The organism is Pseudomonas sp. GW821-FHT09D08, assembly GCF_059416305.1.
In genome coordinates this window covers 153,144-167,507 of the sequence record NZ_JBWKOX010000011.1, presented here as the reverse complement: position 1 = coordinate 167,507, position 14,364 = coordinate 153,144, and the positions used below count along the sequence as shown (strand labels likewise).

Here is a 14,364-nt window from a genome sequence, read left to right as displayed (position 1 = left end):
CAAAGTTCACATACGGCTGCTAACGCAAAAAAATCAGCAACGGCACAGGCCGTTGCTGATCAGGTGTTGCGGGTCGTTGAACGCTTGGGTTACAGCGGACGACCGATGCCGTTGCAAACGCTGGTGTTACCGATGCCTTGCGCGCTGGAAACGGTAGCGAAGGTGTCGGTGATCGCTTGTTTCCAGTTGCTTGGCAGTGGTACGAAGCGGTTGGCGCTGATGGCAGCGTCGTTGTTATCAACGCTGTCGTAGTGACGCAGGAAGAAGTCTTGCACTTGAGTGGTTTGATTAGCGTCGGCGTAGCACTGGCTGAAGATCACGTTGGTGAAACCCAGGATCGGGTAACCGGTAGTTGGGTAAGCAAAGGTAGCTGAGCCGCTCGCGGTGGCAGCAAATACTGGGACCCAGTTGTCTTGGTTGGTGGCGTCGATGAACGTGCCATTAGGGCGGGCTTGGGTTGGAGCAAGGATCTGACCGATAGCGGCCGACACGTTGGCAGGCGCAGGCGAAACACCGGCAACCTTGGCGACTTTGGTGGCGTCATCCAGACCGGCCAAAGTAGTCGCGGCGTAATCCGGGCTCATGTAGGTGATACCACCGTCCGTAGCGTTCAGCGCAGTCATCACGCCTTGGCTGCCGGTCGCGGCCACGGAACCGGCCGGCGCGCTATTGGCCACGTTGCCGTAGCTCGACGAGAAGGTGGTGGTGATGGCGAACGTTTTGGCTTCGCTGCACTTGGCGTTCAGGAAGCGGGTGAAGAGTTCAGTGGTACCGCTGGATTCACTGCGGTAAACAACTTTGATCACACCTGTGCGGCCGGAACCGGTGATCTGGTTCCAGTTGGTCAGGCGACCCGAGAACACGCCGCACAGCTGGTTAACGCTCAGGTTAACCGCCGCGGTGCCGGCCTTGTTGAACGGAATGGCAACCGACGTGGCAACCGATGGCACCTGGATCAATTTGCCCCAGGCCGCTTGGTGGTCATTTTTGTATGCCAGCAGCTCGGCCGCCGACAGTTTGGAGTCGCTGCCAGCCCAGTGCACGTTCTTGGTGCCAGTGCCGAACTGGCTATAGTCGTTGTTCAGGAACGCCAACTTACCTTTGCCGCTGCCCACACCGATGTAAGGGGCGAAGCCAGCGGTCAGGACGCCGGCGGTCTGGTACAGCGGCTGTGGCAGAGTCGCGCCACCGCCGTTTACGTCAGCGAATGCAGCCTGTGCCGAGCACAGTGCAGCGAGGGTCATGGATACCGCGAGAACGTTGCGCTTAAACATGAAGAATCTCCTTTCGTCGTGTTTGTACGTTGGGGTAGATGGCTCTTGCATGACGCCATGGCTTCGGTCCCAGGCCGTGTCTCGGGGGTGGCAAGGGGTGAGGCCATGGGTAGGAAATTTCGCAGCTTCCGATGACAGCAAAAGGAAAAAACCTCGGGAGGAAGGGCTTGATTTTTAAAAAGATTCTCGGGTGTTTTGGTCATGATTGTGAGCGGTTTGGCGGCAGGTGACAGCGAGGTTTCAGCGCGGGTTTCGCCAAGGCGGCGCGGGCTGTGGCGCAGGGCCTGGATGTGACGGAATGAGGAACCCGAGGTTGGGAGCCGGCGATATCGGCCTGCCCCAAAACCAGCCTCAGCAGAGTTTCTGATACACCGCATTCTGCTTTACTGGGGCTGCTTCGCAGCCCGACGCGGGGCAAGCCCGCTCACCACAGAGGAACTCACCCGTTTCTGAACGTTGTGTAAATACCCATGGCTATCAGGGGCCCCCCCTCCCACATTTCTCAACTGCATGCATTCAGGTAACGAGTTGGTTGATCTCGATGATCGGCAACAGCACCGCCATCACGATCACCAGCACCACCGCGCCCATCACCACGATCATCAGTGGCTCCAGCAACGCGGTCATGCCCATGGCCCGCCGTTCGATATCCCGCGACAAGGTCTGCGCCGCCCGCTCCAGCATCGGTGGCAGCGAGCCGGTTTTTTCGCCGCTGGCGATCAGGTGGATCAGCACCGGCGGGAAGACCTTTTCCACCGCCAGTGCCGGGGCCAGGTTGACGCCTTCGCGCACCTTGGCCGTGGCATCGTTGACGCATTGGCTCAGGCGCTCGTTGGACAGGGTTTGCCGCGCCGCTTCCAGGGCCCGCAGCAACGGCACCCCGGCACCGCCGAGGATCGCCAGGGTCGAGGCAAAGCGCGCGGTGTTCAGGCCCAGCACAAAACGCCCGATCAGCGGCAAGCGCAGCACCCGGCTATGCCAGTTCAGGCGCGCCACGGGGTTGCGCAGGTACAGGCGCCAGCCCCAGAACCCACCGACAATCCCGCCGAAACACAGCCAGCCCCAGGCGCGGATAAAGTCGCTGGCGTTGAGCATCGCCAATGTCAGCCCGGGCAAGTCCTGGCGCGCCTGGGAAAACGCGCTGACCACCTGGGGCACCACGTAGCTGAGCAAAAAAATCACGATACCGATGGACACCAGCCCGACCACACCGGGGTAGATAAACGCGGTGAGGATCTTGCCGCGCAGGTTGTTGCGCTCCTCGATGTAGTCGGCCAGGCGTTCCATCACCTGGGCCAGGTCACCGGACTCCTCCCCCGCCGCGATCAGTGCGCGGTAGATCGACGGAAAGTCCCGAGGCCGCGCGGCCAAGGCATCCGCCAGACGCATGCCGCCGCGTACATCAGCACGCACGGCAGCCAGGGTCTGGGCGATGTGTTTTTTCTCCGCCTGTTCCACCGTGGCGCTTAATGCCGCCTCCAGGGGCAGGCTGGCGCCGAGCAGGCTCGCCAGCTGCCGCGTGGCCCAGGCCAGGTCGTTGTCCGACAGCTTGGCGCTGAACAGGCTGCTGCCGGCGGCGCTTTGCTGGCCGCCCTCGACCTGCACCAGCAGCGCGGTCAGACCACGGCTGCGCAGCACGGCAAACGCCCCGCTCTGGCTGTCGGCCTCCAGGTGTCCGGCCTCGACTTTGCCGCTGGCATCGGCGGCTTCATAGCGGTAGCGATTCATCAGGCGTCCCGTGTCACGCGCAGGATTTCTTCCGGTGCGGTGGCGCCGCTGCGTACCCAGCGCTCGCCGTCTTCACGCATGCTGAACATCCCCGCACGGCGCGCCGCCACGCGCAGATCCTGCTCGCCGGCGCCCTGGTGGATCAGGCTGCGCACCTCGTCGTCGACGCAAAACAATTCATGGATCCCGGTCCGCCCGCTGTAGCCGATCTGGTTGCACTGCGCACAGCCCACCGGGCGCCAGGTGCCGGGCGCGGCCGGGTCTTCCTGCTTGCAATGCGGGCACAGGCGGCGGACCAGGCGTTGCGCCAAGACCCCCAGCAGTGACGAGGCCAGCAGGAACGGCTCGACGCCCATGTCGATCAGGCGGTTGACCGCCGACACCGCATCGTTGGTGTGCAACGTAGCGAGTACCAAATGCCCCGTGAGCGAGGCCTGCACCGCGATTTGCGCGGTCTCCAGGTCGCGAATTTCACCGATCATGATGATGTCCGGGTCCTGACGCAGGATCGCCCGCAGCGCCAGGCCGAAGGTCATGTCGATCTTGGCATTGACCTGGATCTGGCTGATACCCGGCAAGTCGTATTCCACCGGGTCCTCCACGGTGAGGATATTGCTGGTGCTCGCATCCAGCCGCGCCAGCGCGGCGTACAGGCTGGTGGTCTTGCCGCTGCCCGTAGGCCCGGTGACCAGCACGATGCCATGGGGCTGGCGAATCAAGGTGTCGAGGCGCGCCAGCAGCTGTGGCTCCATACCCAGGGTCTCCAGCTGCAAACGCCCGGCCTGCTTGTCGAGCAAGCGCATCACCACGCGCTCGCCATGCCCGGTGGGCACGGTCGACACACGAATATCAATCGGCCGCCCGGCCACGCGCAGGGCGATACGACCGTCCTGGGGCAAGCGTTTTTCGGCGATGTCGAGCTGGGCCATGATCTTGATCCGCGACACCAGTGCGCCATGCAATGCCTTACGCGGCGACACCACATCCCGCAACGTGCCGTCGACGCGGTAGCGCACCACGGAGTGGGTTTCATAAGGCTCGATATGGATATCACTGGCCTCGTCCCGCGCCGCCTGGGTGAGCAAGGCGTTGATCATGCGGATTACCGGTGCGCCGTCCTGGGTGTCGAGCAGGTCGGTGATCTCGGGCATGTCCTGCATCAGGCGGTCGAGGTCGACCTCGTTTTCCGCCGCGCCCACCACGGCGGCGGCGCTGCCCGTATCGGCATAAGCACTGGCGAGGAGGCCATCGAGTTCGTCGTCGCGTACCTGCTCAACCCGCGACTGGCCGAACTGGCGCCGTACTTCGCTGATGGACCAACCGGGGGTGGAGGGGCAGACGGTCAGCAGCATGCCGTCGTCGCCGGGGCGCAGGAGGATGCGTTGGGATTTAGCCCAGGCGTAGGGCAGCAGGCTCATACCCCTCTCCCATAGGAATACACAGTGCAAATGTGGGAGGGGGCTTGCCCCCGATAGCGGTGGATCAGTTTGTATATCTGTGGCTGACACACCCTCATCGGGGGCAAGCCCCCTCCCACATTTGGATCTTCATTTGGACTCATGGCCGTGCGCCTACCGGTACGGCGCGAATGACCGCCCTCGGCCCCTGCTGCTGCCCCCCCGGAATCGCCTTCTCCACCGACGGTAATTGCGGCGCCTGCACATCCGGCATCGCCCAGCTGTGCTCGGGTTGCAACCCACCCTGGGCACGACGCATGAATTCATAGCGGTTCAAGGTAATGCTGCGCCCCGCGCCACTGTCGCGAATAATGTAAGGCCGCAAAAACACCATCAGGTTGGTCTTGCTCACACTGCGCTTCTCGTTGCGAAACAACGCCCCCAACCCCGGAATATCCGAGAGCCACGGCACCGCGTCATTGCTCTGGCTGTAGCCGTCCTGCAACAGCCCGCCCAGCACCATGATCTGCCCATCGTCCAACAGGATGCTGGTATCGATCGCGCGCTTGTTCGTCACCGTGCCCGCCGACACCGATGCCCGTGTGTCCACGGTGCTGACCTCCTGGTAGATATCCAGCTTCACCGTGCCGCCCTCGGAGATCTGCGGGCGTACATTCAGCTTGAGCCCCACCTCTTCGCGCTGCACGGTCTGGAACGGGTTATTGCTGGTACCGCCGCCACCGGTCACATAACTGCCAGTGACGAATGGAATGGTCTGCCCGACGAAAATGCTCGCCGCTTCGTTGTCCAGGGTCAGCAGGTTCGGCGTGGACAGCACGTTGGTGCCGCCCTTGCTCTTCAGCGCACGGGCCAGCACCTTGAGGTCGAGCACCTTGCCGATCCCCGGAATATCCACGGTGCCGTTGACCACGCCGATATTCAGGCCCTTGGGCAGTACGTCGATGCTGGTGGGACTGGCGGGCGTGCCGTTCACGCCGCTGCCACCCAGATTAACGCCACCAAAGCCACCTTTGCCCGCCAGATTGCCGGCCTGCCATTGCACACCGAACTCGGTGGCATCGTCCTCGCCCACTTCCACGATCAGGCTTTCGATCACCACCTGGGCGCGGCGCTGGTCGAGCATGTCGATCACTTCCCGCAGGTTGCGGTACAACGGGTCCGGCGCGGAGATCAGCAGGGTGTTGGTGGTGGCGTCGGCCTGGATGGTCACGCCGCCGGCGCTGAACGCGGTGTCCTGCTCGTTGGCGGTATTGCCGCTGCCAGTACTGGTGCCGGTGCTGGAGCCGGTGGCTTGCCCATAGCCCGACTGCACGCCACTGCCGGTGGGCGTGCCGCTGCTGTTCTGGGCATTACTCGTGCCCTGGCTGTTATTGCCATTGCCGCCCATGGCGCTGAGCTTGCCACGCCCATCGTCGCTAACCCCGGAATCGCTCTCGCCGGTGAGCAGCCCGCGCAGCGACTGAGCCAGCTTGGCCGCCTGGGCGTTGCGCAGGTACACCACGTGCATATTGCTGGGGTTGCTCTGGGCATTGTCGAGCTTGTAGATGAGGTTGCGCGCCAGCTCCGTACGTTCGGGGCTGCCGGAACGGATGATGATCGAATTGGAGCGCGGGTCACCGACCACGTTGATCTTCTGGGTCTGGTCGGCGCCCTGGGTTTCCAGCAGCTCGGAAACCATGGCGGCGATGTCCACGGCAATGCCGTTCTGAATCTGCACCACATCGGTGTCGATGGCGCTGGGGGTGTCGATGCCGCTGATGATCTGGGCGACCCGCGCGAGGTTTTCCGCATAGTCGGTGATGACGATGCTGTTGTTGCCGGGGTAGGCGTTGATCGGGTTGTTCGGCGACACGATGGGGCGCAGCACCGGGATCAGGTTCACCGCATTTTCGTATTGCAGGCGGAAGGTGCGCGTCTGCATGCCACTGCTGCCGGCACTGTAGATCGGCCCGCCGAGCAACTTGGCATCGGCCTCCGGCACCACCTGGGCCACGCCGCCCACATCCACCACACTGAAACCCTGCATGCGCAGCGCCGCCAGCAGCATGTCGTAGGCCTGATGGGCCGGCACCTGGCCTTCGCTGACCAGGGTGAGCTTGCCCTTTACCCGTGGGTCCACCAGGAACTGCTGGCCGGTAGCACGGGACAGCGCACGCACCACCGCCTGGATATCGGCATCGACAAAGTTGAGCTGCACCGGCTGGTCACCCAGCGGGTTGCGCGCCTTGACCGGCGCCGGGGCCTGGCCACGGACGCTGTTGGTCACCGGGTGCTGGACCCGCGGTTTCGGCGCTTCGTCGCGCTGGCGATCCAGCAGGGTATCGCCGCTGCGCCGGGTATCAGCCAGGGGTTGGCCAAGCTCACTGTCCACCAGTAACGGCGTGGTTGACGGGCTGCTGCACGCACTCAAGGCCAGCAACAGCAACGGCGCGGCCTTGCGAAAAGGGAGGACTGACCACTTCATGAAGCTTCCTTAGCGCCAGGCGCCTGATCCATGCGAACGGTCCCGGACACAGTGCCGGCCGAGTTATCGACGGCATCCGCAGCACGTTGCAAACGCGCCTCGGACACCTCCAGGGAAAATGAACGGGGATTGCCCAGCAGCCAGCCCACTACGGCGGCGGCCGGGGCGTTGTCGAAGGTCAGGCGCCACCCGCCGGCGTCCAGCGCCTGCACCTGGTAATGCCCTTGCAGGCCGGCACTGTCCAGGGCCTGGCGCAACGCGGCTTCGTCGGCCTGGCGCGGCGCGGCGACGCCCTGCAACAGCACCTGCAAGGCTTCGGCCTGGGCGCGCAGCTTGGGGGTTTCGGCCTGCCAGTAGTCGATCTTTTTCAACGCCGGCTGCACCAGCACCAGCCAGGTCAGCAGGCTCGCCAGCACCAGCCCGGCGCCGATCAGCAGGCGTTTCTCGCGCAGGGCCAGGCCGCTCCAGAACACCTGGGCCTGGGTGCGCAGGCGCAGCCACCTATTCATCGCCGGCCTCCGTTTTTTCCGTGGCCTGCGCCGGGCCGATGCTCCAGCCATGTTCATCGCGCGTGGCCGCAAAACCGGCCTGGGCCAACGCCGCCTGCCACTCCCCCTCGGCCGCCGGGTTGCGGCTGTCGGCGAGTAGCGCCAAGTGCAAGGTGCCCTGCTCAAAGTTCAGGTTATCGACGCTGCCCACCATAAAGGGCAGGTTGCTGCCTGCCAGTTGCAGCAGGCTGCTGAAGCGTTGGCCCGAATCGGCAGCCGCGCCGCTCTGACGTGCGGCCAACTGTTGACGGGCCTGCTGCAAGGGGTTGAGCACCACGGGTAATTCAGGAAACGCCTGGCGCACCTGTTGGTTCATCAACGCCTTGAGCCGTTGGCCTTCGTCGACCTGGCGCGCGGCATACAGGTTGAGGCCGACGGTCCAGATGGCAGCGGCCAGCGCCACACAGGCCAGCGCCCTGCCCCATCCGGCGCCGGAGGCTTGACCGAGGCGAGCATGCAAGCCCCAGCCAGGCACCGTGCCGCTCCAACGCTGCGCCTCCGCCACCAGCGGCACGTCGAGCGCCTGCAACCCCAGCGGGTGCACAGCGCCCTGTTGCAGGCTGTCGCGGGTCAACAGATAGCCGTCGTCCAACGCCGCCGCCCCCACCGGCAACGCATAGGGCGCCGGGTACAGGCCGCGCAGCTTGAGCTGCACCTGGGCCAAGACCTGGCCCAGCCGTTCCAGCCCGGCCTTGGGCACCCAGCCCACCTGCACGCGCCCATCGCTTTCGCGCGGGCCGTGGGCCACGTGCATCTGTTCCACCGGCCCGAGGATCAGCGCCTGGGCCGCACAGGCCACCGCCGCCTGGTTTTTTGCTGCGGGCAATGGCGGCAGCTCCAGGCTGGTGAGCAGGCTGTCATGCGGGTGCAGAAAGCAGTCCACCGCCTGCCGGCGCTTGCCCAATTGCGCCAGGCTTTCCTGCCCCTCGGCCACCACCACGCCACGCTCGAGCCAGGCAAATTTCACCTGGCTTTCAGCACTGACCTGATCCAGCGGCGGCAAGGCAATGCGCAAGCGTTTCATACGCCCACCCGCGACCAGATCACCCTGGGTTCACGGTCTTCGGGGCGGTGCAGCAACGCGTCGATCGTCACCCGCCGGCGCTCGCGTCGCGCCTGGCCCTGCAGGCGAAACCACTCGCTGGTAATGCCCACCTGCACCGCTTCCAACTCCACCTGGGGCAAGTGCAGACGGTTGACGAAATCCCCACGGTTGATAAACCAATGCCCGTTGTCGCGCTCGGCCACCAGCCCGTGGGCCTGGGACAGGCTGAGCTGCGGCACCACCGCGCTGAGCACTTCGGCGCTGGCGGTGTTGCCGTTGACCCAGGTGTTGCCGGGCAGCACGCTGACGTACGCCTGCAGGCGCTGCAACACCTCCGGGGTCAGGCCTTCGAGGCCACTGAGGTCGTCGAGGCTGCGCAGCATCGGGTATTTGGCGGGCAACCCGTTCTGTACATAGGAAGCAATCACCCGCTGGCTGATGCGCCGGCTCACGGCCGGGGCCACGCCCAGGGTGCGGCACAGGCGCTCGAAACTCTGCAATTGCTCGGCGTCGGGCTGCTGGCGGGTGACCAGGTTGCGCAGGTTGAACTTGCCCTGTTCATCGTCGATCCGCCCCTCGAACACGCCGGCCTGGGCCCGCGCCCAGGGCTGGTCAAGGCGGGTCAGCACGTCCTTCTGGCGGGCTTCCCAGAGCATCTGCCGGCTGCGTTCAAGGCCACCGAGCAACAGCCACTGGCCCTGCACGCGCGACTGTTCGGCTTCCAGGCTGCGGGTGAATACGGTCTGGCGCGTGAGCATGCCGCCGGCGATCACCGCCACCACCGCCGCGATCAGCAAGGCACTGATAATCGCCATGCCGCGCTGCTTCGCCGCTGGGGGCGAATACCCTTTCATGGCGCGCCTTACAACTGCCAGGAGCCGATATCGGCATTGACGCCATCGCCATCCGGTTGGCCATCGGCGCCCAGGGAGAACACATCGACCTCACCGTTGGCGCCCGGGTTGAGGTAGTGGTAAGGGTGGCCCCAGGGGTCGTTGGGCAAGCGCTCTAGGTAGGCGCGCCAGTTGCTGTTCTTGGCATCCGCCGGGCGCTCCACCAGCACTTTCAGGCCCTGGTTCATGCTCGGGTAGGTGCCGTGGTCGAGGCGATACAGCTTCAACGCCTGCATCAACCCACCGATGTCCTGTTTCGCGGCGGTGGCCCGCGCCTGGTCCGGGCGATCGAGGACCTTGGGCACCACCATCGCCGCGAGGATCCCGAGGATGACCACCACCACCATGATCTCGATCAAGGTGAAGCCACGCTGGCCGCGAGGGCCTTGCAATGGGGATGTTAGGCGCGCGATATCCATCTCGACATTCCTTGGCTTGGGTACATTTCGTGGCGCAGTGTTGCAAGAACACATGTCAGTCGTATTGAAAATCCTCGGGAGTTTCGGTCGCCAATCGGTCAACTGCCGGCGCTAGTCTGCGGGCCTGTTTCCCGGCTTTGAGAACCCCATGTACGGCCGTCGCAAGGAGCAAGGTTTTACCCTGATCGAGGTGCTGGTGGCGCTGGCGATTATCGCTGTGGCGATGGCCGCTGCCATCCGCGTGGCCGGGTTGATGACCCAGGGCAACGGCCTGCTGCGGGACAAATCCATGGGGTTGCTGGCGGCGCAGAGTCGCCTGGCGGAGTTGCGCCTGGAGGGGCATTTGCGCGACGGCACAAAGACCTTCAGCTGTGACCAGGGGCGCTTGAAACTGCGGTGCGAGCAGACCATCAGCCGCGATGGCCGCCTGTTTCAAGTCAATGTGCAGGTGCTCGACGCCAGCCGCGAGGCGCCGCCGCTGGCCCGCGTGGAGACACAGGTCAGGGCCGAGTGAGCCGCGGCAAGGCCGGCCCATCGGGCAACTTGTCGAGGTTGACGCGCAGCTTCTCGCCGCCGCGCTCGATCTCGACCCCGTCGCCTTCGATGGCCGTGAGCCGCACGCCCGGGCTGAGGCGCTCGCCCAGCAGGAAACTGCGCGGCGGGCCGTCGTTGAGACTGAGGATCGCCACCGCACCGCGCGCCCCGGCCAGCACGCCAGAGACCTTGACCTGCAACGCCGCCGGCGCATTGGAAAACCATTGCAGCGCCGGGTTATCGCTGCGCGCCGCCAGCACCTGGGGCGCGGCCTGGGGCGTATGGGACTCGGCGGACGTCAGCAGCAGCGGCGTCCAGACCGCCACACCGGCCAATGCCGCCAGCAACGCCACGATCTGCACACCGTGGGCCGGTGAGAAACGCAGGGTGAATGCCATGGGAAGGACCTCCTGTTTGTCCATGGCACCAGCCTACAGGCCAATTCGCACGTTTTTATTTCACAAGCTCACCAGCTTTCGAGGGGCCTACCGATGAAACAGCAAGGCTTCACCCTGATCGAGTTGATGGTGGTGCTGGTGATCATCGGCATCGCCAGCGCCGCCATCAGCCTGACCATCAAGCCCGACCCGCTGCACCTGCTGCGCAAGGACGCCGAGCGCCTGAGCCAACTGCTGCAAGTGGCCCAGGCCGAAGCCCGCACGGACGGCCGCCCGATCACCTGGCGCGCCGACGCCAAGGGCTTTCGCTTCAACCGCCGTACCGACGATGGCAGCGGCGTCGAAGCGTTCCAGGGCGACACCCAACTGCGCCCGCGCCTGTGGGAAAGCACACCGATGCACATCAATATCGAACCCCGGCAAACCCTGGTGCTCGACGCCGAATGGATCAACCCACCCGTGCGCATCGTGCTGTCCGACGGCCAACACAGCCTCAGCCTGCAACGCGACACCGCCGGCCTGATGCGCGTGGTGAGCCAGCCATGAACCGATCCGAGCAAGGCTTCACCCTGATCGAAGTGATGGTCGCGATCATGCTTATGGCCGTGGTCAGCGTGATCGCCTGGCGCGGCCTGGACAGCGTCACCCGCGCCGACCAGCACCTGCAGGCAAGCAGCGAACAGACCGAAGTGCTGCTCCGCGCCCTCCACCAACTGCAGCGCGACATCAGCCTGCGCGCCGGCGTCGAACTGAACGCCCCGGAGCCCTCAAAGAACAGTGCAGAAAAGCTCGATGGACTGGCGGCGATCACCGTGCTCAGTTCCGACAGCAAAGGCTTTCGGCTGGACATCATTCGCAGCGCACCCATCGCCGGCGATGGCCTGCAACGGGTGCGCTGGTGGCTCAAGGGCGACCGTTTGTATCGCGCTGCCGCACCCGCGCGGGATCGCTATCCGCTGCCGGCGGCGAAAGATGGCGTGGTGGTGTTGAGCGGGGTCCGTGATTTGCAGGTGCGGGTGTGGGAGGCGGATAAGGGCTGGCGGCAGTTGAGCGGGAATCGGCGTGAGGATCCGTTGGGACTGGAGATCAGTTTGGTGCGGGAGACGCCGCAGGGGGTGGAGAAGTATCGGCAGGTGGTGGGGCCACTGAGATAGCCGTCCCCCACTCGCGCTTCTCATGTAGTTGTCGAGCGCAAGCCATTGCAGAGCAGTCGGTTCACTAACTGACCATCCTGAAGAACGACATAGTTATATCTTCCTGCGCCTTGAGTCAACTTTGTCTCTAAGATTAGCGTTGGAACACCCGTTGGGTGATCTGGGGATCACTGGGTCAGACCCCGTTTACCCCCCACTTAACTGCAGAAAGGGTGCAGGTAGGGTGCAAAAACACCGGCGCAAGGCCGGTGCTAAATAAAAAATAGAATTTCTACAGATCAGCGACGCCAGAACGGTAATTCGTCAGAAGCAAGAGAGTTATACAAGTCTTCGGAACGATTCACATCAAAAATATAGTCAGGTGCGTCGGTAAATCCGATTCTTAAAGGGACGTACTCATTAAACTCTTTATAAAAAACATCTGAACATTCGACAGCATCAAAAATAATTTTGAAGAAGCGAGCAAAGATGTCAGCCAGAGTATTACCATTCAAAAGCAAACGAGTATTCTCCTCGTCCACCCCGAAAGCGTTTATATCAAAGCCATCCGCAGGAATGCTATTAAACTCAGCCCTTACACTCTCTAAATCCATCTTTAACTCAGCCAGTTCGTTTTTGCTTAAAGATCGGCAATAAAGCTTCTCTGTAACCAAGGGATACTTGCTTCCTCTTTTGCCGCCCTCAAGAAAAAACACAACTGACTTAAAAAAACAGTCAACATCAGAGGCTGGACCTAAGACAGATATTGTCATTGCGGCAAGAACACCTACATTTTTCATTCTGCTTTAAACCTGACCAATAAGGGTCTGGCGCCACTTGCCTCCTATTGCACCTATGAATTCCCAACATAAACAATATTATTCGGAAGAGTCATTACCCAAGGCTCGCAAACAGAAGAGCAAAATACATCAAGCCTTCTACCATCAGAAAGTGCAAAATATGGATCTACGGGCTGATTCTGGGCGATCCACGAAACACTTCCAACTGAAAGACCTACCAACTTTAATACGCACACTTGCCTGATCATCCCAACATGCAAACAACATGTCGTCATCCTTAGACACCCTCCAGGCACTACTACTGCTAAAGCTCCAACCGTCTCCAGAAACGTTCAAAAAATCACCATCCCACTCAATACTATTAATACGAAGTGAGGAAAATGACATGACAAGCTTTAAAAAATCAAACATTAGTCCACCTGCTCAATATGCGTTCTTTCTCTAATCCACTGTTTTCTTTCGATTTAGAAATACCTTTCGGTGGCTGTGGTGGCTTGCACGTTGTTGGATCTATTGGCCCACCATTAGCATTTTCAAACGAAGCCCTCTGAGGACTACGGCTATCTGCTTGCATGACACGGACACGCGAACCATCCGGCATCGTAGATTGCGTACCAACCAACTTTCCTACAGGTGTTGATGGATAACCCCCAGTCTCAAAACTGGCAATCATCTGAGATCACTCGGGGTCAGACTCCGTTTAATTTGAATCGAAAAATCTAGCGCTTCTTGACCATTAACCGGAGCTCGACTATTAACTGCATTATCGACTTTTCCGTGGTAGGGAGCACCTTCATAGTCCAATCGGCGCATGGCGCCTGCACTTTCACCGGCACCACCTGTCGCTTTTGCCCCAAATCGATTCGACATTACAAAAAGATCATACTATTGAAACAAAATCCGGCCGAGGTACTTTAGGCATGTTTTCGTATGCTTTCAAAACAGTTTGTAACGGTGTCAGAGCTTCATCGTTGTGCCAGTAGACAATCTTGAGCCACGTAGCTGCACGAATATATTGCCCACCGCCCAACCAATTTTTTTGCAAATTGGCCTGAAGCATTTTTCTACCAGCTTTAAAAAGTTCGTCTTCATTAAACTCCTGACGGGCCGTTCGATGAAGGCACAAAGCATAGCCAAAGTCTCGGGGCTTCAAAGTGCTGGATAGCAATATTTCTCCTTTGCCACTCCAACGTTGATACATCTCAATACCTGCCTCAAAGCCTTCGTCGTGTTCGCCGCTCTGATATGCAAAAGCCATGTAGTCATCTAAGCCAGTTTTGACAATATCATGCGTTGACCAAGGGCGTTTTTCGTAACGCCAGCGAGCTTCCTCATACACACGGGCCGCGCCCCATTCGCCTTCAGAATTCCAGCCCGTTTCCATCCATTCACCCAGAGCTTTTGCCCAGTGCAATATTGTCCTGTGAGCATTAATGTCTGGCCCGAATTCCTCGTCGTTTTCTATGGCCTTATCTATCCATTGCAGAGAGCGGGGAAGTACCGGTGCAATCTCGCCTTGGAGGCCAACTAGCCATGCTGAAATCACATCGGACAAATCAGACTTGGCAACATTCCCCATTGGCCGCTTTGGATCATACTGCGCCTCCAATTGCCATTTAAGCATTGCCTCACTGAAACCATTGAATCTGGTTTTGACTGGGTCAAAGAGCATGAATTATCCTCAACAAGGGTTATTTCCGCAAAATTCCC

Annotated in this window: 14 protein-coding genes; 3 read left to right on the top strand and 11 right to left on the bottom strand. The window is 61.5% G+C overall.

Annotation, left to right across the window (positions count from 1 at the left end; translation table 11 throughout):
• Positions 1–89: 89 nt before the first annotated feature.
• The 8 genes from AC07OP_RS19765 to gspG all read right to left on the bottom strand — a co-directional run bounded on the left by AC07OP_RS19765 (position 90) and on the right by gspG (position 9,789).
• Entirely contained in the window at positions 90–1,274 is a 1,185-nt protein-coding gene (locus AC07OP_RS19765; protein ID WP_495102225.1) for a substrate-binding domain-containing protein, read from the bottom strand.
• Positions 1,275–1,790: 516 nt separating this feature from the next.
• A complete protein-coding gene (gene gspF / locus AC07OP_RS19760; protein WP_027607539.1) occupies positions 1,791–3,002 on the bottom strand; it encodes a type II secretion system inner membrane protein GspF in 1,212 nt (403 codons plus the stop codon).
• Positions 3,002–4,420, bottom strand: coding sequence for a type II secretion system ATPase GspE (gene gspE, locus AC07OP_RS19755; RefSeq protein ID WP_495102224.1), 1,419 nt, complete (start codon positions 4,418–4,420; stop codon positions 3,002–3,004). The genes gspF and gspE overlap by 1 nt, the downstream gene beginning before the upstream one ends.
• Positions 4,421–4,559: 139 nt before the next feature.
• Entirely contained in the window at positions 4,560–6,884 is a 2,325-nt protein-coding gene (gene gspD / locus AC07OP_RS19750; protein ID WP_495102223.1) for a type II secretion system secretin GspD, read from the bottom strand.
• Positions 6,881–7,393, bottom strand: coding sequence for a type II secretion system protein M (locus AC07OP_RS19745; RefSeq protein ID WP_495102222.1), 513 nt, complete (start codon positions 7,391–7,393; stop codon positions 6,881–6,883). Before AC07OP_RS19745 ends, gspD begins: the two co-directional genes overlap by 4 nt.
• Positions 7,386–8,456, bottom strand: a complete 1,071-nt coding sequence (gspL, locus tag AC07OP_RS19740) for a type II secretion system protein GspL (protein ID WP_495102221.1) — start codon at positions 8,454–8,456, stop codon at positions 7,386–7,388. Before gspL ends, AC07OP_RS19745 begins: the two co-directional genes overlap by 8 nt.
• Entirely contained in the window at positions 8,453–9,331 is an 879-nt protein-coding gene (gene gspK / locus AC07OP_RS19735; RefSeq protein WP_495102220.1) for a type II secretion system minor pseudopilin GspK, read from the bottom strand. The genes gspL and gspK overlap by 4 nt, the downstream gene beginning before the upstream one ends.
• Positions 9,332–9,339: 8 nt before the next feature.
• Positions 9,340–9,789, bottom strand: coding sequence for a type II secretion system major pseudopilin GspG (gene gspG, locus AC07OP_RS19730; RefSeq protein WP_495102219.1), 450 nt, complete (start codon positions 9,787–9,789; stop codon positions 9,340–9,342).
• A 148-nt stretch (positions 9,790–9,937) separates the two neighbouring features.
• On the opposite strand from gspG, the gene gspI reads away from it, so the two are divergent.
• The gene (gspI, locus tag AC07OP_RS19725) at positions 9,938–10,303 is read left to right on the top strand and encodes a type II secretion system minor pseudopilin GspI (protein WP_027607546.1); all 366 of its coding nucleotides are present in this window, start codon (positions 9,938–9,940) and stop codon (positions 10,301–10,303) included.
• Here gspI and AC07OP_RS19720 read toward each other — a convergent pair.
• On the bottom strand, positions 10,290–10,721 hold the full coding sequence (locus AC07OP_RS19720) for a type II secretion system protein N (protein ID WP_027607547.1): 432 nt from the start codon (positions 10,719–10,721) through the stop codon (positions 10,290–10,292). The genes gspI and AC07OP_RS19720 overlap by 14 nt on opposite strands.
• A gap of 93 nt (positions 10,722–10,814) precedes the next feature.
• On the opposite strand from AC07OP_RS19720, the gene gspH reads away from it, so the two are divergent.
• Positions 10,815–11,267: a type II secretion system minor pseudopilin GspH gene (gene gspH, locus AC07OP_RS19715; protein ID WP_495102218.1), complete on the top strand. Its 453-nt coding sequence runs from the start codon at positions 10,815–10,817 to the stop codon at positions 11,265–11,267.
• Positions 11,264–11,875 carry a type II secretion system protein GspJ gene (locus tag AC07OP_RS19710; protein WP_495102217.1) on the top strand — a complete coding sequence of 204 codons (612 nt, stop codon included), beginning with the start codon at positions 11,264–11,266 and terminating at the stop codon, positions 11,873–11,875. The genes gspH and AC07OP_RS19710 overlap by 4 nt, the downstream gene beginning before the upstream one ends.
• A gap of 278 nt (positions 11,876–12,153) precedes the next feature.
• Here the strand turns inward: AC07OP_RS19710 and AC07OP_RS19705 are convergent, their stop codons facing one another.
• Positions 12,154–12,654, bottom strand: a complete 501-nt coding sequence (locus AC07OP_RS19705; protein WP_098479771.1) for an Imm70 family immunity protein — start codon at positions 12,652–12,654, stop codon at positions 12,154–12,156.
• 880 nt (positions 12,655–13,534) lie between these two features.
• On the bottom strand, positions 13,535–14,326 hold the full coding sequence (locus tag AC07OP_RS19700; protein ID WP_098479772.1) for a hypothetical protein: 792 nt from the start codon (positions 14,324–14,326) through the stop codon (positions 13,535–13,537).
• Positions 14,327–14,364 lie beyond the last annotated feature (38 nt).

Coding starts and splice junctions, on each gene's coding strand:
- AC07OP_RS19765 (WP_495102225.1), bottom strand. CDS start 1,274: ATGTTTAAGCGCAACGTTCTCGCGGTATCCATGACCCTCGCTGCACTG.
- gspF (WP_027607539.1), bottom strand. CDS start 3,002: ATGAATCGCTACCGCTATGAAGCCGCCGATGCCAGCGGCAAAGTCGAG.
- gspE (WP_495102224.1), bottom strand. CDS start 4,420: ATGAGCCTGCTGCCCTACGCCTGGGCTAAATCCCAACGCATCCTCCTG.
- gspD (WP_495102223.1), bottom strand. CDS start 6,884: ATGAAGTGGTCAGTCCTCCCTTTTCGCAAGGCCGCGCCGTTGCTGTTG.
- AC07OP_RS19745 (WP_495102222.1), bottom strand. CDS start 7,393: ATGAATAGGTGGCTGCGCCTGCGCACCCAGGCCCAGGTGTTCTGGAGC.
- gspL (WP_495102221.1), bottom strand. CDS start 8,456: ATGAAACGCTTGCGCATTGCCTTGCCGCCGCTGGATCAGGTCAGTGCT.
- gspK (WP_495102220.1), bottom strand. CDS start 9,331: ATGAAAGGGTATTCGCCCCCAGCGGCGAAGCAGCGCGGCATGGCGATT.
- gspG (WP_495102219.1), bottom strand. CDS start 9,789: ATGGATATCGCGCGCCTAACATCCCCATTGCAAGGCCCTCGCGGCCAG.
- gspI (WP_027607546.1), top strand. CDS start 9,938: ATGTACGGCCGTCGCAAGGAGCAAGGTTTTACCCTGATCGAGGTGCTG.
- AC07OP_RS19720 (WP_027607547.1), bottom strand. CDS start 10,721: ATGGCATTCACCCTGCGTTTCTCACCGGCCCACGGTGTGCAGATCGTG.
- gspH (WP_495102218.1), top strand. CDS start 10,815: ATGAAACAGCAAGGCTTCACCCTGATCGAGTTGATGGTGGTGCTGGTG.
- AC07OP_RS19710 (WP_495102217.1), top strand. CDS start 11,264: ATGAACCGATCCGAGCAAGGCTTCACCCTGATCGAAGTGATGGTCGCG.
- AC07OP_RS19705 (WP_098479771.1), bottom strand. CDS start 12,654: ATGAAAAATGTAGGTGTTCTTGCCGCAATGACAATATCTGTCTTAGGT.
- AC07OP_RS19700 (WP_098479772.1), bottom strand. CDS start 14,326: ATGCTCTTTGACCCAGTCAAAACCAGATTCAATGGTTTCAGTGAGGCA.